Genomic DNA, 19,968 nt, shown 5'->3' with positions numbered 1-19,968 from the left:
AAATGCCCTGTAGGTTTTGATGCTCCCACAGGGCTTTCCTTTTAGGAACTATTTGAACTTACCTTTGCCCTGCAAGCAAGTAAAGTACAGCCATACGCACTGCCACGCCATTTTCCACTTGGTCTAAGATGATAGAATGATGTGAGTCGGCGGCATCGCTGCTCAGCTCTACCCCTCGGTTGATAGGACCGGGATGCATGAGCACAATGGGGCGCTCCAGTGCATCGAGCATGGCTTTGTTTATGCCGAAATAGAGACTGTATTCACGCAGTGAAGGAAAATATTTGATTTGTTGCCGTTCTAATTGGATACGCAGCACATTGGCTACATCGCACCATGCAAGGGCTTTGCGCACATCATGCTCTACTTTTACGCCTAATTGCCCTATATGTTTGGGTAGCAGTGTGGGTGGAGAGCACACCATCACTTCACTGCCCAGTTTTTTGAGTAAAAAGATATTGGAAAGTGCCACGCGCGAATGCAGAATATCCCCGATGATGGCGATGCGTTTGCCTGCCAAATCGCCTATTTTTTCGCGCATAGAATAGGCGTCTAAGAGTGCTTGGGTAGGGTGCTCGTGCGTGCCGTCACCTGCGTTGATGACATTGGCTTGTATATGTTTGGCTAAAAAGTGTGGTGCACCGGGGCTTGAATGGCGTATCACCACCATGTCCACTTTCATTGCCAGAATGTTCTGCACGGTGTCGAGCAGTGTTTCGCCTTTCTTTACAGAAGAAGAGCTTGCTGAAAAATTGACTACGTCGGCAGAGAGTCTTTTTTCGGCAAGCTCGAAAGAGAGGCGGGTGCGAGTAGAGTTCTCAAAAAACACATTGGCAATGGTGAGGTCGCGCAGAGAAGGCACTTTCTTGATGGGTCTTTGCAGCACTTCCTTGAATTGGTCGGTGGTAGAGAAAATAAGCTCTATATCCTCTACACTCAGTTCTTTGATGCCCAATAGGTGGCGTACGCTAAGGCTCGACATAGTTTTGTATGGTTGGATACTTATTTTGTTTCGTCATGAGAAACCAATTGTATGCTGTCGGCAGCAAAGCCTTGTTCGCAGAGTTGCACTACGATGCGGTCGGTAGGTAGGCTACTGACTCGGCGCCCCACATAGTCGGCTTGTATGGGCAGGTCTCGGCTGTATTTTCTGTCAATCAACACCAGCAGTTCTACTTTTTGCGGGCGCCCGAAGGCTATCATGGCATCGAGGGCAGCACGCACGGTGCGCCCGGTATAAAGCACATCGTCGATGAGCACTACTTTTTTGTCTTCGATAACAAAGTCTATCTGTGTGCGATTGGCTTGTATGGGTTGCGAGCGTCGCCTGAAATCGTCGCGGAAAAAGGTGATGTCTAAAAAACCGAGCAGAATGTTTTTGCCTGTGATGTCTTGCAGTCGTTGGTGCAGTCGTTTAGCCAAAAAAGAACCTCTGGGTTGAATACCTATTAAAACGCTTTCTTCAAAAGAATCATGATTTTCAATCAGTTGTCGGCAGAGGCGCTCAATGGTAATAGACAGCTGCTGGCTGTCGAAGAGTTGTTTTTTAGACATAACAAAGCCGCTTTTCGGCTGTAAAGTTAAACAAGAATTTTAATTTGCTTCGTCTGCTTTGGGTGGGGGAGCCACTTTTAGTTTCATGAGGTAAAAAGTGGGGCGGTCGCTGAACTGAATGGGTTCTTGATAGCTAAACCACAACAGAAAGTAATCGTCGTACCAAAAAAAAGCCTCGGGGTTGAGGGGGCTTATCTTTTGCCCTTCCTCCGTAGCGTAGGTTTTGCGGTAGGCTACTTTCTTTTCTTCGAACACCAGACTGTCATTTTCCATCAGCTTCACATGGATACCGTTCTTGTGGAGATGCAATAGGGCGAAGCCTTTGGCGGTAGGTACAAAGCGTAGCATGGGTTTTAGTTCGTTGCTGCGCGAATGTTCAGTGTCCAACTCCATAATATAGTCTTCTATGTAGCGACCGTTACGGTCAAAAACAAACAGATGGGAGTGCAGGTAGTCGAAGGTGCTGATGAGCGCCCGCCCGCTTATATTGACTGACAAACTGCTGTTGCTGACATTCCGGTAATTGGGGCGATACACGTCGGCAAGCAGGTAGATATGAGAGGAAGTAGCGATGAGTTTTTGCAACAACAACTTGTGTTGTTGGGGGTTGTCTTTTTGCTTTAGTTTGCCCTTTGCCTTTTTGTAGAGGCGTTCTTGTTGGCGTTTGGACAGATAATCATAGAAATGTTTAAAATCGACGAAGGGCATGTATTGTAGTCGAGGGCTTTCGTTCAGGCGCAAGGTACCAAATGCCAAACCTTTGGCTTCGTCTTTACAGTGGAAGGCATAGCTGCCAACCATAAAAAGGGTATTTTCGGGCAAATAAAGTAATTTTATTTGGTGGAAGGTGCGTCCTTGAAAGCGAGGGATGGTCATTTCATTTACCATCTCGCCGTTGCTCAAAAACTCGCGCAACAGCAGGTAGCAGTCTTTGCTTTTGGTGTTTTGAAAAGCTATATAGGCGCGAAACTCTTGGGGCGATATGTCGTAGCTGACGGGTTCCAGCCACTTTTCATATATTTTGGAAATAGCTTTTACCGAGCCGTCAAAAAAGCTGAAATCATAGCCCACAAAGTGCCGCTTGTAATACCCTAAAAGAAAGGCGTTTTTCCCGAATACCAGAAATTCATCTACGTCCATGGGGGTGGGCAGGGTGGCTGTTTTCCATTGCAGGGCACCATCGCTCAGCGACACACTGAGTACGGCGTATTCTCGGAAATTGCGCCGTAACAGCAGGTGAAAGTTCTCTTCTCCTTCCAGAAAGACGTGTTGCAGCGTCCAAGATAGGCGTATGACATAGAGGGTATCCCATCGGGGGTGAAGTGCTTCGTCGAGCAGTTGGAAGAAATAGCCTTGCACGTTGCCACTGAGATTTTGCGCGGGTGCAAAGAGGGTGCCATAAAGCAGCACTGCCTTTTTCTTTTGCAAAGGAAGCACACGGAAACTTTTGTTTTCACGTTTTTCTTCTCGGTATTGGTAGCGGGCACATTCCTGAAACTGCCCGAAGGCAGCAGAGGCATGCAGCAGAAGGTAAGCCCACAGGCTAAGCGTCCACAGGGAGTAGTGCTTGTTTTTGCATTTGCCGACAAATATGCTCCACAATATCATAAGCAATTTCTTTTTTGGATTTGAGCCCCGATTGGTAGCTTTCCCCCTCGGCGGTCAATATGGTAATGCTGTTGGTGTCGTGCCCAAAACCCGCTCCTTCATCATTCAGCGAGTTCAATACGATGAAGTCGAAATTTTTCTTTTTTAGCTTTTGAAGGGCGTTGGCTTTTTCGTTCTCGGTTTCCAAGGCAAAGCCTACCATGAACTGGTAAGGCTTTTTGTGTTGTCCCAAAGTAGCGGCTATGTCGGGGTTTTTTACCAGCTCTATTTGCATGCTGTCGCTTTGTTTTTTGATTTTCTGCACGGCTACCTCTTTGGGGCGGTAGTCGGCAACTGCTGCTGCCAGCACCGCAATATCGGCTTCATGAAAAGCATCCATGCAGACTTCCAGCATTTCGCGTGCGCTGGTTACCTTAAACAGCTCTATGTTGGGATGCTTGGGGGGCATGAGGGCAGTGGGTCCACTGACCAGCACTACCTCGGCACCGTATTGAGCCAGCGCTTCGGCAATGGCGTAGCCCATTTTGCCAGTAGAGTGGTTGCCTATGAAGCGAACCGGGTCGATGGCTTCGTAAGTGGGACCTGCGGTAACTATTGCTTTTTTGCCTTTTAACTTTTGCTTTTGGGCAAAGAAGTCATGCAGGTGGCGCACAATGTTTTCCGGTTCAGCCATACGCCCTTCACCTACCAAGCCGCTTGCCAGCTCACCATATTCAGTGGGGATGATGTGGTGCCCGTCGGCAGCGAGTTGCTGCAGGTTGCGCTGGGTGGCAGGGTGTAAATACATGTCCCTGTCCATAGCGGGGGCAAAAAAAACAGGGCACTTTGCCGAAAGGAAAGTAGCCGTGAGCAGATTGTCGCATAAGCCTTGGGCGCACTTGGCAAGAGTGTGTGCCGTAGCCGGTGCAATGAGCAGCAGGTCAGCCCATAAGCCCAACTCTACATGGTTGTGCCAATTGCCTGTATCCGAGTCATACAATTCACTATATACGGGGTGTTTCGACAAGGTGGACAAAGTCAAAGGACTGATGAAGCCTTTGGCGGTTTCGGTCATGATAACACGCACCTGAGCGCCTTCCTTTATGAGCAGGCGGCAAAGCAGTGCACTTTTATAGGCAGCAATGCCGCCCGTAATGCCCAACAATATCTTTTTGTCTTTAAGCATAGTACCCGATGTGTTTAGGATTTTTTTGCCAAGCTTGCAGTGGAGTATCCACTTGGTAAAGTGCATTTGATTTTATCAAAAATACAAAAATCAAGAGAATAGTTTGAGTGGAAAACAGGGAAACAAATGCTGGGAAGAGGTGAAAAAAGCAAGCCTCGCTGTTTCATAGGCAGCGAGGCTAAGAGGTACATTCTATGGAAAAAAGCTTATAACTCTTCGTGTTCTTTCTTTTCTTCTTCTCTGAGGCGCCACATGAGTTTGTCTTGCAAGAATTCCTCTATGGCAATAGCAGTAGGTTTGGGTAGGCGTTCGTAGTATTTCGAAATTTCGATTTGCTCTTTGTTCTCAAATACTTCTTCCAAATTGTCGTGTGGCATGCTGAAATCACGCAGTTTTTCATGCAGCTCTTCCTTTAATTGTTGCGCAATTTGGTTGGCACGTTGAGCAATGATGTGCACCGACTCATAGATATTGTCGGTTTTACTTGCAATCTGGTTGGTGTCGCGCGTAACAACGGAAATAGGTGCTTGTATCTTTTTCATAGCATTGGGGTTTTCGGCAACTTGTTCTTTTAAAACGAAGGTTGGGCTTTGTCTTCTTCCTTTTGTTTTTGTGGTTTTTGCAATTCTTTCATTTTTTGTTGGGCGTTGCGTAGCCCTTCCACGGCTTTTTCGTAGATATTGCTGGCTTTGGCTAACCATTTGCTTTCTGGATAGCGCTCGGCAAAATCTTGATAGTAGCCAATAGCTTCTTGGTAGCGTTGTTCTTGTTTGCTTAAAATACTGTTTTTTGCAAAGAGATAGGCACTTTCCAGCCGCTTGTAAAAAGCCTCTTCGCGGTAATCTGAATCGGGGTATTGGTCAATAAAGTTCGAGAGCGCAATGACAGCTGCTTCGTAAAGGTCTTGTTTATAGTATTCGTTTGCGAGGTTATAGCTTTTGATTTCCAACTTGCTGCGCAACTCTTTGATGAGTTTGTTGCATTCGTCCACGCGCTTGCTTGTAGGGTAGGCATTCAAATAAGACTGAAAGGCTGAGATTGCCTTTTTTGTGTCGGTTTGGTCTAAGTTGGGTGCCGGCGAGCTTTTATACAACGAATAGGCATGCATATACATTGCCTCTTCGGCTTTGGGGCTGCGCCCAAAGGTCTGATAAAAGCGCTTGAAATAAAATGCCGAGAGGGTGTAATCTTTTTGATAGTAGTAGCAATAAGCCAAAATGAGTTGAGCTTTTTCTGCCTGTTCGGTTCCGCGCAGCACAGGTATGATTTCTTCCAAAAGCAAGCTGGCTTTATAGTAATCTTTGTTTTCGTACAGCTCTAAGGCGCCTGCATATTTTTTTTGCACGTCGTTGCTACGTTGCAGGCGGGTGAATTTACTGCAGGCACTAAACAACAGGACAAAGGCAAAGAGCAGTAGATGGGTGTGCTTCATAATTTAGCTGTGAACGATTGCAATCGTGCAAAGGTAGGGAAAAAATCAATGCTTTACAATTAGTTTACGAGTGGCTATCACGCGTTCATTCATCCATAGGGAGTAGAAATAAATACCCGGTGCCATGTCGCGCAGGTGGATACGCAGCTGCCGGCTGTCGGGGTCTAAGGGGTACATGCGCGAATTGGCTCCCAGCACGTCGCTGATACCGATAAAATAACGATGGTTGCGGTCTTGGATTTGGTAGTTGAAGAAAACATATTCAGACGCAGGATTGGGATAAGCCAGCGATATGCTTATTTGCGGCAGGTTTACCAATAGCTCTTCCAATTCTTCGGTTGTTTCTTCTGTGCCTTTATCGGTATTTAGCATGGGGGTATGTCCTGCAATATGGGCAGTATATTTATAAAGCAATGTGGGGTGGTCTTGCATCGGGCGTTTGGCAATGCCACTCAGCAGCCCTACCACAAGCAATCCAAGGAAGAATGATATGACAGCGTATGGGTGTTTCATGAATTTCTTTCAAGCTTTACTTTCTGCATTCATTTGGTTTGTTTCTGTAGCAAAAGTTAGCGTTATTTCATTGCAATTGCACTATACAAAGATACGTATAAGATTTTAATTGGGTTAGGTAAGTACTGTTTATTTGTGCAAAAAAAATGCACTACTTTTCTTTACTTTTTAAGATGCAAGACGAGGCGCGATGGTTGCATGAGGTGGTGTTGTTTTTTTAAAAAAGAAAGCGCCGCTCCATACTGGAACAGCGCTATTCATCATATAAGAAAATGGGCGGTTCAATACAGTGCCATGTCGAAGCGGCGCCGGTATTGTTTCACCAAAGGATGACTTTCACCTAAGAGCTGAAAGAGTGCAATGCATGCACGGCGGGGCAGCTCGTTCTGAAATTGTTTGTTCAACATCACTGCTTGAATCAAATGTTCTATGACTTGTGCCATGTCGCTTTTACGCCAGGCTTCTTGTGCCTGTTCTATGGCGTTTTGGGCTGCACCTTCTGCCCGGCAGCTGATGAATTCCAACAAAGTATTGAGTTGCTGCTTGCGTTCTATCCACAGCATATCCTGAGGGTGGGCTTCCTGTAGCAGCTTCTCTGCTTCTTGGCTTTTGCCTTGGCGCAAAAGCAAGAGGGCTTGTAATAGCTTTACTTCTTCTCTTTCAGACTGCTGCTGGAGAAGGGGCGTTATGCTTGCTTCTATTTCGGCTGATTCAGCTTCGAGCAGCCGTATGAACAAAGCTTCGATGCGTTCGCGTAGCGGGTCAGGTAAGTGCTTTTGCAACCACTGTTTGAGCTGAAACTCTGGTATAGCCCCTGTGAATTCGGCTATTACCTCGCCCCGGTGAAAGAGCTTTACCGCCGGAATACCTCTGATGCGGTAGCGGGCAGCAATCTCGGGTTCTTCATCGGTGTTTACTTTCACCAATATCCATTTTCCTTGGGCTTCGGCTGCCAGTTTTTCAAGTATCGGCGCTAAAAATTGACAAGGACCACACCAAGGTGCCCAAAAATCGACCAGTACTGGCACTTCATGGCTGCGCTCAATGACTTCTTTTGCAAAGTCCATCATCTTCTTTTACTTTTTATATGATTTTTTCTTCATTTGATGCAACAAAAGAAGTCTGCAAATCATTCCATGCCTGTGAGCGTTTACTTGTTCTTCTCAAAGTCTTTGTACAAAAGACTGGGTTGCACATCACGGTTGTTTTGATATTTGCCACTGCGATAGCGCTCATAGTCGCCCTCGATGGTGTGGTAGTAGATTTGACAAATCTCTACACCTGCATAGATGCGTATAGGCTGCACACAAAATATTTCGAGTGTCCAGTAGCCGGCAAATCCTACATCGCCAAAGCCGGCAGTAATGTGTACAAACAAGCCCAAACGCCCTACCGATGAGCGCCCTTCGAGCATAGGCACTAGCCCTTCGGTAGCCGTATATTCTGCCGTACGCCCCAAATAGAGCTTGTTTGGCTCCAAAACCAAGCCTTCTTCGGGAATGATGATGCGCTCATAGGCATTGGGTTTTTTCATGTCGAGTATTGGCTCGCTATATACCAGCAGTTCGTTGTGCAGACGCAGATTATAGCTGTTGGGGTTGAGTTGTGCAGGATTGAACGGCTCAATGATGATGTCTTTGCCGATACGGCGTGCTATTTCTTTACCTGAGAGTATCATAGGGCACTTGCCTATTTTTCGAATATGAAAACCTGCCACAAAACTACAAAAACAAAAAGGTCTTACATGGGGTTAGCAGTAGGGATTTAAAAACGAAACGTATGAAAGTATATCAATTGAAAAGAGAGCAGTATTTGCCTATCAGTCTCGAGGAAGCTTGGCAATTTTTTTCTTCTCCTCATAACTTGAAAGACATTACGCCTCAGGACATGGGTTTTGATATTGTACTCATTGAAGAGGGAAAACCCATGTATCCGGGTATGATTATCGGCTACAAGGTGCGCCCTTTGTGGGGAATACCCATGCGTTGGCTTACAGAGATAACCCACGTGCAGGCACCTTATTACTTTGTAGATGAGCAGCGCTTTGGTCCGTATGCTTTATGGCACCATCAACACTGGTTTGAAGAGGTGGAGGGGGGCATTAAGATGACCGACTTGGTGCACTATGCTTTGCCGTTGGGCGTGTTGGGGCGTTTGGCGCATGCTGCTTTTGTAAAGAAACGCTTGGAGGAGATTTTTGATTATCGTTTCCGTACTTTGGAGCGCCGCTTTGGCAGCCTGCAAGTGCAAAACGAACTAAAGCGAAAAAGCAGCCTTTATACATAGGGCTGCCTTATTTGACTTAGTAGCGAGGGGGGGACTTGAACCCCCGACCTCCGGGTTATGAATCCGACGCTCTAACCAGCTGAGCTACCTCGCCATTTGGTGATGCAAAAGTAGCGCTTATCTTCTTTTTGTGCAAGAAAAAAACGCACTTTTTTAGGGCGAGGCAACCAGCTTGTTGATTTTCAGTTTTTTTGTTTTTCCAGCTTCTTCTTCCAGTAGCGCAACAAGCCAGCTACACTCATGAATGAAGGGTTAGCTGCCTCGTAGCGTGCAATGGCTTGTTCGTTCAAGCCAGCTGCCCGCAGTTCTTGATGCACAAAATCTTGAAACAAAGAGACAATTTCGTGGGCAGGGCGGTCTGTTTCGGCATAGGGGCGCATCCAGTCTGCCCATGCATGCAAGCGTTCCTGAAGCTCTTGTAGGTGGTAGTCCACGTCGCTGTAAGCGCCAAAATGTGTGAGTATCAGTTGTTTAGGAGACTGTTTACGCAGTATTTCTATGGATTGGTCCCACGCTTCCACGTCTATGTCGGGAGGGGGGCAGGGAGGAACCACCAAACCACCCCCAATGCGTACGCCGGCAACATCGCCCGTGAAGATGGTATCTTCTACTTGCCAAGCTACATGATGAATCGCGTGCCCGGGCGTGTGCCATGCTCTGAGCCGGCAGTTGCCAATCAGTAGCTCTTCGCCATGCGATACGGTGTGAATCAAGGCTTGGGGAATGGGCTTGAGTGTGCCCCACAGGGCTTCCATCTGGTTGCCGTAAATCCGTTGGGCTGAATGCAGCAGTTTACTCGGGTCTGCCATGTGGGGGGCACCTAAGGGGTGCATATACACCGGAATTCCTTTTTGAGCAAAATACCAAGCAGCTCCAGCATGGTCTAGATGAATATGCGTAATCAATACAGCATTGAGGCTTTCGGGGCGTTTGCCTGCTGCCATCAGGGCGCTTTCTAATTGGGCAATGCTTGAATAAGGACCTGTTTCTACCAAAATGCTGGTGTTATCGACTTCGAGTAAAAAGGCGGCAATGGCTTGTGGAGTACCCAAAAATTGAAGGTCAAAAGTATGTACTTTCATGCTACTTGCTATTTTTGATTTCTGTACAAGGAAGATAGTTAAATTTTGCATTATGTCTCGTTGCCTGCTTTTTTTAATAGTCATGCTGATGGGAGGCGGGCTTTTTGCGCAGCAAAAAGGGCGTTTGATAGATGCCCAGACCAAAGAGCCGCTGCCTTTTGCCAATATATGGTTGAGCCACTACCAGCGGGTATTTACTACCGATGACCGTGGGTATTTCAGCCTGCCCGACAGCCTGACACAAGGTACGGTAACGTTCTATTATGTGGGCTATGAGAGTTATACCGATAGCTTGCCTCTGCGGCGGCGGGTCATTGCCCTACAGCCTACAAGTTACGCCATCGGCGAGGTGGTGGTGTCAGCTGCCGAAGACCCCGCCGTAGCGGTGATTCGGGAGATGGTACGCCGGCGAAAACAGCACCATCCGAAATTCTATGATTCTTACCGTTTTAAAAGCTATAACCAACAATTGGCAACTGTCGATTTGCCAGCCGATTTATATGAAAAGTCGTTGCTTGATACGGAGACGCGTGCTTTGATGGATTTTCTGGATAAGCGCTATTTCTTTTTTGCCGAAAACATCAGCATTACCGAATACAAACGCCCAGACTATATTCATACCAAGGTGATTGCCAATAAAATGATGGGCTTCAGAGAGCCTGTTTTTGCTTTAGTGGGTGAACAAATCATGCCTTTTTCTTTGTATGAAAACCCTCTGAAAATATTGGGGCGCACTTACCTGAACCCTTTGAGTGCCGGCAGTTGGAAGTTTTTCGATTTTACTTTGCGGGATACCTTGACCGAAAATCGCGACACCGTGTTGGTCATCACATTTGAGCCATGGGGGCAAAAGGTAGCCGAAGCGCAATTGCGCGGTATTTTATATGTTCACCTGCCTGATTACGCGCTGCGGGGCGTGATGCTACGAAACGCGCTGCCGTCTGTTAATATCGATTTTCAAATACATCAGCTTTACGAAAAAGTCAACGGATATTGGTTCCCGCACCAACTGTCGGTCGATTATGTTTTCAACGAGCTAAAGCTAACTTTAAACGACAGCAGCAGGGCAGCGGCATATCCGCTGCGCTTTGTCAACCGCACGCGTATAGAAGAAGTAGAAGTGGGCTTGCCCTTAAAGAAGAAAGCAGCTGTAGCTTTTGAAATACATCCACAGGCACACCGCTTCGAAGATTGGGAACAGATTCGCCCAGATTCTTTGTCTGAAAAGGCAATGGCTACTTATGCTTGGGGGGATTCAATAAGTAGGGCAACAAACTTTGAAAAAAGTATAAACACTCTTCTGGCAGCAGCTTGGTATCAAAGCATACCGCTGTTGCGCTACTTCGAAGTGCCTTTCCAGTCCCTTGTAAGCTACGACCAGTATCAGGGCTTGCGTTTGGGGGCTGCCCTCTATACTGGGCATCGCTTGTGGGCGCCCTTGCGAGTGGGGGGCTATGTAGCCTATGGCTTTCGCGATGCTGCATGGAAGTACGGAGCCGACGGCAGCCTTTTGTTATGGAAAGAGAAGAACCTTTCCGTTTTGGGGGGCTTCCGTCATGATGTGGAAGAGCCGGGGCAGTTGAGCTTCCAGCACGACCTGCACTATCAAAAAATGACAGGAGGTTTGCGGCGCCTCTATGCCGAGCGCATGAGTGTGGTGGACAGCTGGCGCGCTGGCGTGGCTATGCACCCCTTGCCTGCTTGGCAACTGCATATAGGCTGGGAACAGGGCATTTATCGCCCGCAGTTTGATTATACTTTTGTGCCGCAGCCCGATAAGCAGCGCTTTTTGTTTGCCGAGAGCCGCATACAATTGAGTTATACTTTCGGGGAGCGCTATGCTTGGATAATGGGGCGCCCCCGGCTCATAGAGGCAGCTTATCCGCAGCTGTTGCTTGCCTATGCAAAAGGCTGGCAAATAGGCAGTGAAGGCTACGATTATCAAGCGCTACAAGGATTGATGCGCTGGAACTTGCCTTTGTTCAAGTTGGCAGAAGTGCGCTTAAAAACAGAAGCCGCCCATGTGTGGGGCGAAGTGCCTGCCCTGAAATTGATGCATGGCGCAGCTGCTTACGACCCTGATTTGTGGTTCGAAGCCCCGGAACATTTTCAAACGATGGGTTTGTATGAGTTCCTTTCCGATGCCTATGCTATGGGAAGCGTGGAGCTGTGGTCGCCTACTTTGAAGCTTGCTATTTTTCGTCCACGCCTGGCACTCATACAGAGGGCAGCATGGGGAACCCTCGCTAAGCCTGAGCTGCATGCCAATATACCTTTTCAAACTATGGAAAAAGGCTACTGGGAAAGCGGTTGCGTGCTGGATGGGCTTTACCAGTCATCTGCCTTTGGTGTGAGCACACGCATAGGAGTGGGCGTTTTTTATCGTTATGGGGCTTATAGCCTGCCCCATGCTGCCGACAACTGGGTTGTGAAAGTATCATTCCGCAGGTCTTTGTAGTAGCCCCTTTGCTGTGAGTGCTAACAGCCACTTGTGGGTGAGCTTTTCTCTATGAAAAAAGCGCTGTGCTAACTGTCGTGCGTTTTTTTGCATACGAACACGTTGCTGTACATCCTGCATTGCTTCTATTGCCTTCTGCAGAGCGGCAGCATTATGGATGATAAAGCCACAGCAGTAGCGTTGCAAGAGGTGGGCAGTCCATCCGTTGAGTGTGGAAAAACATATGCGTCCGGCTGCCAAGCCTTCAAAAAACTTATTGGGGCTTCCGGTGTCAATCCATGGAATGGGCGCAAAGCTGACCCAAAAGATGTCATGCGCTTGCAGGGCTTGCTGTACGGCTTGGGCGTTTCCTGTGGGCAACCACTCTACGACATCCCGGAGCCCTTGTCTGGCTATGTAATCCTGCATAGCGTTTTTTTGTTTGCCCTCACCCATGATGCTGAAACGTATCTGTTGCCGCAAAGACGGTGGCAGCTCGTGTATTAGCCGCAGCAGTTGTAGGCAGTCGTTTGCGTCGCCCAAGCTGCCAGCGTACAGCATGCGCAGAGGATGAGCTTCTTGCGCGGGTAGCGGTATTTCAAAGAAAGCATCATCTGCCATATTGGGCACACATACTACATGTTTTATGCCGTAATGTTTTTTGATGTGAGCTTTCATAGAGGGGGAGACAGCCACTACCAAACGGGCATGTTTATATACTTGCTTGGTGAGCCAGTAGAGTATGCGCTGCACAAAAGGAAGTCGTTTTAAAAAGCCCAAGGCGAACGGTATTTCGGGCCACAAGTCTCGGCTTTCAAAAACATATGGTTTGCCACGCAAACGGTGGGCAACATAAGCCACAAAACCTACGGTCAAGGGAGTGGAAGTGGCATATAACCAATCGTAGCGACTGCCCAAGGCATGCCGTAGAGCAATGCTTGCATACCGAACAAATGCCCATAAACGTTTCGTCCAAGAAAAATGGTTGCTGTAGGGAATGTAATAACTTCGCAGCTGTAAGCCGGGAGGTAGTGTCTCGGGGAAAACAGCTTCCTTTTGTTGTCTGCTGGTGATAACCTTTACCCGGCAGTCGGCTTTGGCAAGGGCACTTGCCAAGTAATAAGAGCGACGTGCCCCCTCTTGCTCGGGTGTCTTGAAATATTGGTGTAAGAACAAAATGTTCATTCCAGAAAAAATTATGGTTATGATTTTTTGGCTTATTCAAAGGTTTGTAAAACTTTCTATTGAAAAACAGATGAATTTTCTATCTTTGTTAATCAAGAATTAACTTGCTCGTTACAAAGTGTAAACCAAATGTAAGTAATATGAAAAAATTTAGACTACTTGTAGTAGCTGTCATGATGCTGGGCATGGGCGTTGTATATGCTCAAACTACTGAAAAAAAGACCCTTCGGACCGAGGAGTATCAAGCAGAAGTAGAGGTGTGTGTGGACTGCCAAGTGCAGCCGCAGGCAGAGCTTACCTACTACTTCCTGAAAGAGGGAAAAGTAGAGAAAAGCAAAGGAAAAGTAGAAGGCAAGGTGCTGCACGGCAAAGCCAAGCTCTTCAATGAAGGCATGGAGCCCGGTGCCGAAGAGTTGATTATGGAGGGAACCTTCCTCAAAGGGCTGCCTCACGGGGAGCTGAAGCACTACGTCTTTGGTGTGCTTGAGCTGGTAGAAATGTTCGACAATGGAAAACTCAAAAAGCGCATGTACTACACGCCCCAATCAGAAGGTGAAGGCGTGGAGATAGACCATACCATCGAGTACTTAGGTTACACACCCGAGGGCGCTCGTGTAAAAGTTACTTATCACACCTTTGCCAGCCGTATTGAAGGCGAAGGCATTGAAAAAGAGCAAAATGGCGAATTGGTTCATATCTTTGATGGTACCTACAAGCGCTCTTACTTCTACAAGGAACAAGAGGAACTAAAAGAAGAAGGTACCTACCGCATGAACAAGCGGGTAGGTGAATGGAAAACCTATTACAATGATGGCGTAGTGGGCATTCGCCACTACGATGACCAAGGCTTGCTTGTCTCAGAAAAATTCCTGAAAAACGGGCAGCCTTTCACTGGTACCGTCATTGACGAAATCTTCAATCACCGCATACGTGTGGGAGAATATCAAGTGAAAGAGGGTGTGCGTAATGGCTTGTCGAAGTTTGGCTACCGTAAAGAAGCTTATCTGAAGCAAGTGAATTATGCCAATGGGGTGCCTATAGACAACTATAACGATACACATGCTTTGCGTGCCTTTTTGAAAAACCGCAGCATTGTGAAAGAAGCCAATCTCAAGTTGCAATGCGACCAGCGCGGGGGCGGGCTCTTTATCGATAAAATTCAATATACCGATAAAAACGAAGCCATCGTATATGTGCACTTCCGTGCTCTTTCTTTGAAGCCCTATTCAAGCGTCTTTACCGGAGCCCCCGGAGCGAACGATGCCTTTGCCGCTATTGACATAGCTACGCAGAAAGTATTTCCACTGAAAGCAGCTTTTAATATTGAATTGCCACCTTCTTTTTATCCTATCACCTTTGGCGAACAAATCAGCTTTCAATTGGTTATTGACGGCTTGACGCCCGCCCATCGTTTCATCAGCATAGTTGAAGGTGACCCGTTAAATTCGTATATTGTAAAGGAAGATGGCACCGCCCAGTACTTATGGGGGTGCTATGAGGTCAATGTGAAATAACAACTAAATTCTATGTGCCATGAAAGCTTACCTGCTCTCCTTTGCATTGGGCATGCCCTTTTTGGCGGCTGCCCAGCAATTTCAATCGAAAACCATAAAGATTGAAACTGACGAATACAAGGGGGAGGTGTCGGTGTGTGTCGATTGTGCCGGCATCAAGCCCGAGCCTTCTAAGGAGTATTTTTGGTTGGAAGGGAATGTCGTGCAAAGTGGAGTGGGTATGCTCAAAGGCAAACCCCTTCATGGTGAAGCGAAACTTTATACCGAAGGACTGGAGGGGGAGAAACAGCTTATCATGGAGGGGCATTTCTTTGCTGGACTAAAAGATGGTATAGTGAAAAACTATGTGTTTGGTGAGTTAGACACCGAAGAGCATTATGAAAAGGGTGAGCTTAAACGCATAAACTACTATTTTCCCGGCAAGGAGGGAGTGGACAAGCGGGTGGAGTACTTGGGCAGAGAAGGACAGCAGTGGAAAGTACTTTTCACCTTCTTTTCTACAAGAACACAAATTCAGGCGGAAGGCTATCGCAAGCCCGTAGGGGAAAGTTTCAACGAATTTTTTCATGGCGCTTACAAAAAAATACTTACAGACAGCACCGGCAAGTCCTACACCAAGGAAGAAGGACGCTATGACATGAACCGCCGGGTGGGCGAGTGGAAGGAATACTACCCGAACAACAATGCTTATTGCGTACGCATCTATGATTATGATTTACTGAAGAAAGAAACATTCTTTACAGCTTCGGGGCAGCCGTTTAGCGGGGTCATCGAAGACAGAAATGCATCTTTGAGCCGTGTGTACGCTCGTATAGAAGTAAAAGACGGCTCGCGAAACGGTAAAACCGAAGACAGCTACCGGAGCGGTAACCCCTCGCGCACGCTTGTATTTGCACAGGGCACACTAAAAGAAGGAGGCGAAGCACTGGAGAGCTTCTTAGCCCAAAATCCGGTGCAAAAAGAAAAACAACTTTCTTTTCAGTGCGACCAGCGCGGTGGCGGCTTATATGTCGATAAAATTCAATACACCCCCAAGGGTGCTTTGGTATATTTTCACTACCAAAACATCACCCTGCACAACGGGGCAATAGTATATACCCCCCCTCCGGGTGCTAAAAACGCTTTTACAGCCTACGACATTGCTTCGGCGGCTCAATTCCCTGTGAAAAAAGTCTTTGGCATACCTACTGAACCAGCGTATGTGCCCCTGGCTTATGGCGAAATGATTCCTTTTGTGTTGTATTTCGAAGGACTTAAAGAAACCCATCGTTTCATTTCCTTGATAGAAGGCGATCCCGAAAATCCTTACATCATTGATGACAACGGCAACACCACATACAATTGGGGATGTTATGAGTTGAGTATCAGATAAAGAAGAGAGGTGATTTGTAATAGAAAAATTTGTTTGAAGAAAAAAGATTCTCTATACTTACAAGCAAGTGTGGTAAATAGCGTGTAAGTTATGCAGAAGATAAAGATTGCCTTTTTGTTGTTTATTACTTGTGTGCTCTTTGGTATGGACGCCGCGGCGCAGAATGTGGATCAACTCATTGAGCAATACAATGCCGCTTCTTCGCCCGAAGCCAAAGCCGAAATAGCCTATCAGATAGGGTTGAGTTATGAGGCGAAACGTGTGTACTCTAAAGCTATAGAGTATTACGAGAACGCTGCAAAGATGATGCAAGATATTCCGGTGGACCGCTTTGGCTTCGAGCAGCGCATTAGCGTGATGGAGCGGAATGCTATTTGTCATGCCGAGCTAAAAGAATACAAAAAATCGGAGAATATATATAAACAAATACTTTTTATTTACCGCCAATGGGGCAATAAAAGGGGTGAGTTGTACATTCTCGAAGCCCTTGCCGAGGTGGCATCTAAAGCAGAAGACTACCGGCGTGCGCTCGAATATACCGAAGAGGCGCTTACCTTAGCCAAGCAATTAAAGGATAAACGTAGCCAAGTTAAACTCTACAACAACCTTGGTTTCTTGCACAAGAAAGTTAGCTCACCGGAGCGCGCGCTCGACGCCTTTGACAAAGCCTATACCTTAGTAAAAGAAAACCCAGATGTTTTTAAAAAATCGGAATTAGCCGTTGTCTTGCAAAATATAGGGGTGCTTTACACCAACCTGCGCCAATACGACCGTGCTACCGACTATTACAATCAAGCATTGACTATTGCCAGTGAAAGCGGCGACAAGTCGGAGATGGCAAAAGTCTATAACTATGTAGCCATCAATGAAATGCTCTCGAACCGTATGAACAAAGCCTTCTATGCGGCTGAAACAGCTATCAAATTAGCGCAGGAAGTCGATGATTTGGAAACGCTGGCGTTTAGCTATAAGGTGATGGAAGACCTCTACCGGAGCCGCAAGCGCTACGATAAAATGGCAGAATATGAGCAAAAACGCCTCGAGGTGGAGAACAAACTGCGGGTGCAGGAGGAGATACGCCAGCGTGAACAGTTGCGCTACCAATTGGAGCTGATGCAGCGCGAGTCGGCATTACGCGAGGCGCAGTTGGCACAAGAAAAAGAGCGAGCCGAGCGCGAACGCATACAAAAAGAAAAGGAACTGCGCGAAGCCCAGCTGAAATTGTTAGAAGAAGAAAGGCTACGTGCCGAAAAAGAAGCAGAGTTGGAGCGCCAGCGTCGCCTTGCCTTGGAGCGCGAGCGAGCCATAGAGCTGGAGCGTGCCCGTGCCGAAGCTGCTCGTCAGAAGGCAGCAGCCGACTCTATTGCCAAGGTACAGGCAGAAAAATCAGCTGCCGAAGCCTTAAAGGCTCAGCAAGAAGCCCAAGCACGTGCCAAAGCCGAAGCCGAAGCACGCCGGCAAGCCGAATTGGCAGCTGAAAGGGAAAAAGAAATACAAAAATACTATGTATTGGTCTTGGGCTTGGCTGCCGCTGTCATTGTCTTGGTAGCAATAGGGCTGATACAAACGCGTAAAGCCAACCGTGCTTTGGCACAGAAAAATGAAGAGATTGAAAGACAAAGAAAAGAACTGGCGCTACAAAACGAACGCATTCAAAGCAGTATCAAAGCCGCAAAAATCATTCAGCAGGCAGTACTGCCAAGCAATGCTATTTTCAGCGTGTTGTTTAAGGAGTATTTTGTGATTTTCTGGCCCCGAGATGTGGTTTCGGGCGACTTCTATTGGGTGTATGCCAAGGGCACCAAAAAAATAGTAGCTTCTGTTGACTGCACCGGGCATGGGGTGCCGGGCGCTTTCATGAGCTTGATTGGAAACATGCTTTTAGACAAGCTGATTAAGCTGCAAAACCTCACTGAACCGGATGCTGTTCTTCATAAATTGCACAAAGAGGTGCGTTTGGCATTGCATCAGGGAGAGTCGGAAAATCGTGATGGCATGGATGTAGGTTTGGCTACCATCGAAGATAAGGACAGGGAAACCGTAGTGGTAACTTTTGCCGGTGCCCGCCGTCCACTTTACTATATCGAAAAAGGGACAACTGAACCCAAGATGGTAAAAGGTACCCGCCGTTCTATTGGAGGTATTCAAAACGAAGAACTGGGCTTTGAACGTCATGTGATAGAAATGCCTAAGGGTAGTTACATCTACTTGGGTAGCGATGGTTTTATCGATCAGCATGATGCTGCGGAGCGCAAAAAATTTGGCGAGAAGCGATTCCTTCAATTACTTGCCTCCGTTGCTCATGAACCTCTTGAAAAGCAGAAAGAAGTGCTGGAGCAAACCCTGCGCGAATACATGCGAGGTGCCGAACAGCGTGATGATATTTCTCTGGTAGCCGTGCGCGTGTAGTTTTTGACTGCCCGCCCTCATTACTGAAAGTAGCAGCTCTCTTTTCATCTTGGAGAGCTGCTGCTTTTTTAGCAAATTGCGAGCGCTTTTATTGCAATTGTTCGTTTTAACAAAAACACTTCTTCACCCATGATATACCTCGACCAATACAATTTTGCGGGCAAGAAAGCCCTGGTGCGCGTAGATTTTAACGTACCCTTGAATGAGCATTTCGAAATTACAGACGACACCCGACTGAAAGCCTCATTGCCTACCATCCAAAAAATACTGAACGATGGCGGCGCTGCCATTTTGCTTTCCCATTTGGGGCGTCCCAAAGGAGAGCGGGAAGAACGTTTTTCCCTTAAACACTTGGTTGGTTACCTGCAACGAGCTTTGGGTACAAAGGTGTACTTTGTAGAGGACTGCATAGGTGAAAAGGTAGAAGCAGCGGCGGCACAGTTGCAGAGCGGAGAGGTACTCCTTCTGGAAAATGTACGTTTTTACAAAGAAGAAACTAAGGGCGATGAGCAGTTTGCCAAACAGTTAGCGGCACTGGCGGATGTGTATGTGAACGATGCCTTTGGTGCGGCACACCGTGCGCATGCCTCTACGGCAGTGTTGGCACGCTTCTTCAAAGATAAAGTGTGCGGCTATGTGATGCAGGCAGAACTGGACAACGCACGCCGTGTGATGGAGGAAGCAGAGCGCCCTTTTACAGCCATCATTGGAGGTGCCAAGGTGTCAGACAAAATATTGGTGATTGAGCGCCTATTGGAAAAGGTTGACAACTTGCTGATTGGCGGGGGCATGGCTTACACATTCTTTAAGGCAATGGGAGGTGAGATAGGCAGCTCGCTCGTAGAAGAAGACGCGCTGGAGCTGGCACGCAAGCTGCTGAATAAAGCAAAAGAAAGAGGAGTGCAGCTTGTATTGCCTGTGGACTCGGTAGTGGCAGATGCTTTCGCCGAAACAGCCAACACACAAACAGCACCGAGCAACCAGATACCAGCAGGCTGGATGGGTTTGGACATTGGTCCCGAAGCCTGTAAGCAATTTCACGATATGATTGTGGCATCTAAGACGGTGTTGTGGAATGGTCCTATGGGGGTTTTTGAAATGAAACCCTTTGCCGGAGGCACCCAAGCAGTAGCCGAAGCCTTAGCCCAAGCAACCGCCCAAGGGGCTTTCACCTTGGTAGGCGGTGGCGACTCGGCAGCTGCTATCAACCAATTAGGATATGCCGACCGGGTGTCTTATGTATCTACCGGTGGCGGGGCTTTGCTTGAGCTGTTTGAAGGCAAAGAACTGCCCGGTGTAAAGGCATTGGAGGCATAGCAACCAGTACAAATCAACACTTTGAAGAATCAACACTTTGACGAAGCCCTTGCCTCTTGAAAGTCAAGCAGGGAAGGGCTTACACTGTTTTTTT

17 protein-coding genes and 1 tRNA gene are annotated in these 19,968 nt (G+C 47.3%); 6 read left to right on the top strand and 12 right to left on the bottom strand.

What is annotated here, in order from left to right; all coding sequences use genetic code 11:
- Window positions 1–58: 58 nt before the first annotated feature.
- From FHS56_RS04640 to dcd, 9 genes are all read right to left on the bottom strand, one after another.
- The gene (locus FHS56_RS04640; protein ID WP_166918686.1) at window positions 59–982 is read right to left on the bottom strand and encodes an aspartate carbamoyltransferase catalytic subunit; all 924 of its coding nucleotides are present in this window, start codon (window positions 980–982) and stop codon (window positions 59–61) included.
- Between the two features lie 20 nt (window positions 983–1,002).
- A complete protein-coding gene (gene pyrR, locus FHS56_RS04635; protein ID WP_166918685.1) occupies window positions 1,003–1,554 on the bottom strand; it encodes a bifunctional pyr operon transcriptional regulator/uracil phosphoribosyltransferase PyrR in 552 nt (183 codons plus the stop codon).
- Between the two features lie 39 nt (window positions 1,555–1,593).
- Window positions 1,594–3,162: a hypothetical protein gene (locus FHS56_RS04630; protein WP_166918684.1), complete on the bottom strand. Its 1,569-nt coding sequence runs from the start codon at window positions 3,160–3,162 to the stop codon at window positions 1,594–1,596.
- Window positions 3,098–4,327 carry a bifunctional phosphopantothenoylcysteine decarboxylase/phosphopantothenate--cysteine ligase CoaBC gene (gene coaBC, locus FHS56_RS04625; RefSeq protein ID WP_166918683.1) on the bottom strand — a complete coding sequence of 410 codons (1,230 nt, stop codon included), beginning with the start codon at window positions 4,325–4,327 and terminating at the stop codon, window positions 3,098–3,100. The genes FHS56_RS04630 and coaBC overlap by 65 nt, the downstream gene beginning before the upstream one ends.
- A gap of 206 nt (window positions 4,328–4,533) precedes the next feature.
- A complete protein-coding gene (locus tag FHS56_RS04620; RefSeq protein WP_166918682.1) occupies window positions 4,534–4,869 on the bottom strand; it encodes a DNA-directed RNA polymerase subunit omega in 336 nt (111 codons plus the stop codon).
- A 29-nt stretch (window positions 4,870–4,898) separates the two neighbouring features.
- A complete protein-coding gene (locus tag FHS56_RS04615) occupies window positions 4,899–5,759 on the bottom strand; it encodes an outer membrane protein assembly factor BamD (RefSeq protein WP_166918681.1) in 861 nt (286 codons plus the stop codon).
- Between the two features lie 45 nt (window positions 5,760–5,804).
- A complete protein-coding gene (locus tag FHS56_RS04610; protein WP_166918680.1) occupies window positions 5,805–6,272 on the bottom strand; it encodes a T9SS type A sorting domain-containing protein in 468 nt (155 codons plus the stop codon).
- A gap of 281 nt (window positions 6,273–6,553) precedes the next feature.
- Window positions 6,554–7,342 (bottom strand): thioredoxin, encoded by a 789-nt coding sequence (gene trxA / locus FHS56_RS04605; RefSeq protein WP_166918679.1) that lies wholly within the window; start codon window positions 7,340–7,342, stop codon window positions 6,554–6,556.
- Between the two features lie 80 nt (window positions 7,343–7,422).
- Window positions 7,423–7,950, bottom strand: coding sequence for a dCTP deaminase (gene dcd / locus FHS56_RS04600; protein WP_166918678.1), 528 nt, complete (start codon window positions 7,948–7,950; stop codon window positions 7,423–7,425).
- 101 nt (window positions 7,951–8,051) lie between these two features.
- Here dcd and FHS56_RS04595 point away from each other — a divergent pair, with 101 nt between their 5' ends.
- Complete coding sequence (locus tag FHS56_RS04595; RefSeq protein ID WP_166918677.1) at window positions 8,052–8,558, top strand: SRPBCC family protein; 507 nt, start codon at window positions 8,052–8,054, stop codon at window positions 8,556–8,558.
- A 20-nt stretch (window positions 8,559–8,578) separates the two neighbouring features.
- Here the strand turns inward: FHS56_RS04595 and FHS56_RS04590 are convergent.
- Window positions 8,579–8,652: transfer RNA gene (locus FHS56_RS04590), tRNA-Met, on the bottom strand.
- Between the two features lie 88 nt (window positions 8,653–8,740).
- On the bottom strand, window positions 8,741–9,640 hold the full coding sequence (locus FHS56_RS04585) for an MBL fold metallo-hydrolase (RefSeq protein ID WP_166918676.1): 900 nt from the start codon (window positions 9,638–9,640) through the stop codon (window positions 8,741–8,743).
- A gap of 52 nt (window positions 9,641–9,692) precedes the next feature.
- Here FHS56_RS04585 and FHS56_RS04580 point away from each other — a divergent pair, with 52 nt between their 5' ends.
- Window positions 9,693–12,098: a DUF5686 family protein gene (locus tag FHS56_RS04580; protein ID WP_166918675.1), complete on the top strand. Its 2,406-nt coding sequence runs from the start codon at window positions 9,693–9,695 to the stop codon at window positions 12,096–12,098.
- Here FHS56_RS04580 and FHS56_RS04575 read toward each other — a convergent pair.
- Window positions 12,078–13,262 carry a glycosyltransferase family 4 protein gene (locus FHS56_RS04575; RefSeq protein WP_166918674.1) on the bottom strand — a complete coding sequence of 395 codons (1,185 nt, stop codon included), beginning with the start codon at window positions 13,260–13,262 and terminating at the stop codon, window positions 12,078–12,080. The genes FHS56_RS04580 and FHS56_RS04575 overlap by 21 nt on opposite strands.
- Before the next feature lie 140 nt (window positions 13,263–13,402).
- On the opposite strand from FHS56_RS04575, the gene FHS56_RS04570 reads away from it, so the two are divergent.
- From FHS56_RS04570 to FHS56_RS04555, 4 genes are all read left to right on the top strand, one after another.
- Window positions 13,403–14,776, top strand: a complete 1,374-nt coding sequence (locus tag FHS56_RS04570) for a toxin-antitoxin system YwqK family antitoxin (RefSeq protein WP_166918673.1) — start codon at window positions 13,403–13,405, stop codon at window positions 14,774–14,776.
- Between the two features lie 19 nt (window positions 14,777–14,795).
- Window positions 14,796–16,148 (top strand): hypothetical protein, encoded by a 1,353-nt coding sequence (locus tag FHS56_RS04565; protein ID WP_166918672.1) that lies wholly within the window; start codon window positions 14,796–14,798, stop codon window positions 16,146–16,148.
- A 90-nt stretch (window positions 16,149–16,238) separates the two neighbouring features.
- The gene (locus FHS56_RS04560; protein ID WP_166918671.1) at window positions 16,239–18,557 is read left to right on the top strand and encodes a SpoIIE family protein phosphatase; all 2,319 of its coding nucleotides are present in this window, start codon (window positions 16,239–16,241) and stop codon (window positions 18,555–18,557) included.
- 129 nt (window positions 18,558–18,686) lie between these two features.
- Complete coding sequence (locus FHS56_RS04555; RefSeq protein WP_166918670.1) at window positions 18,687–19,874, top strand: phosphoglycerate kinase; 1,188 nt, start codon at window positions 18,687–18,689, stop codon at window positions 19,872–19,874.
- The last annotated feature ends 94 nt before the right edge of the window (window positions 19,875–19,968 follow it).

The sequence above is a fragment of the Thermonema lapsum genome (assembly GCF_011761635.1).
GTDB classification, from domain to species: domain Bacteria; phylum Bacteroidota; class Bacteroidia; order Cytophagales; family Thermonemataceae; genus Thermonema; species Thermonema lapsum.
The sequence above is the reverse complement of the archived record's forward strand: the minus strand, read 5'-3'. Positions and strand labels throughout refer to the sequence as shown.

What these genes read in the sequence shown, in the direction of transcription:
- FHS56_RS04555 (WP_166918670.1), top strand. Translation starts at nt 18,687, where the DNA reads ATGATATACCTCGACCAATACAATTTTGCGGGCAAGAAAGCCCTGGTG.
- FHS56_RS04610 (WP_166918680.1), bottom strand. Translation starts at nt 6,272, where the DNA reads ATGAAACACCCATACGCTGTCATATCATTCTTCCTTGGATTGCTTGTG.
- FHS56_RS04575 (WP_166918674.1), bottom strand. Translation starts at nt 13,262, where the DNA reads ATGAACATTTTGTTCTTACACCAATATTTCAAGACACCCGAGCAAGAG.
- FHS56_RS04620 (WP_166918682.1), bottom strand. Translation starts at nt 4,869, where the DNA reads ATGAAAAAGATACAAGCACCTATTTCCGTTGTTACGCGCGACACCAAC.
- FHS56_RS04565 (WP_166918672.1), top strand. Translation starts at nt 14,796, where the DNA reads ATGAAAGCTTACCTGCTCTCCTTTGCATTGGGCATGCCCTTTTTGGCG.
- dcd (WP_166918678.1), bottom strand. Translation starts at nt 7,950, where the DNA reads ATGATACTCTCAGGTAAAGAAATAGCACGCCGTATCGGCAAAGACATC.
- FHS56_RS04580 (WP_166918675.1), top strand. Translation starts at nt 9,693, where the DNA reads ATGTCTCGTTGCCTGCTTTTTTTAATAGTCATGCTGATGGGAGGCGGG.
- FHS56_RS04615 (WP_166918681.1), bottom strand. Translation starts at nt 5,759, where the DNA reads ATGAAGCACACCCATCTACTGCTCTTTGCCTTTGTCCTGTTGTTTAGT.
- FHS56_RS04560 (WP_166918671.1), top strand. Translation starts at nt 16,239, where the DNA reads ATGCAGAAGATAAAGATTGCCTTTTTGTTGTTTATTACTTGTGTGCTC.
- pyrR (WP_166918685.1), bottom strand. Translation starts at nt 1,554, where the DNA reads ATGTCTAAAAAACAACTCTTCGACAGCCAGCAGCTGTCTATTACCATT.
- FHS56_RS04585 (WP_166918676.1), bottom strand. Translation starts at nt 9,640, where the DNA reads ATGAAAGTACATACTTTTGACCTTCAATTTTTGGGTACTCCACAAGCC.
- FHS56_RS04570 (WP_166918673.1), top strand. Translation starts at nt 13,403, where the DNA reads ATGAAAAAATTTAGACTACTTGTAGTAGCTGTCATGATGCTGGGCATG.
- coaBC (WP_166918683.1), bottom strand. Translation starts at nt 4,327, where the DNA reads ATGCTTAAAGACAAAAAGATATTGTTGGGCATTACGGGCGGCATTGCT.
- FHS56_RS04630 (WP_166918684.1), bottom strand. Translation starts at nt 3,162, where the DNA reads ATGATATTGTGGAGCATATTTGTCGGCAAATGCAAAAACAAGCACTAC.
- FHS56_RS04595 (WP_166918677.1), top strand. Translation starts at nt 8,052, where the DNA reads ATGAAAGTATATCAATTGAAAAGAGAGCAGTATTTGCCTATCAGTCTC.
- FHS56_RS04640 (WP_166918686.1), bottom strand. Translation starts at nt 982, where the DNA reads ATGTCGAGCCTTAGCGTACGCCACCTATTGGGCATCAAAGAACTGAGT.
- trxA (WP_166918679.1), bottom strand. Translation starts at nt 7,342, where the DNA reads ATGATGGACTTTGCAAAAGAAGTCATTGAGCGCAGCCATGAAGTGCCA.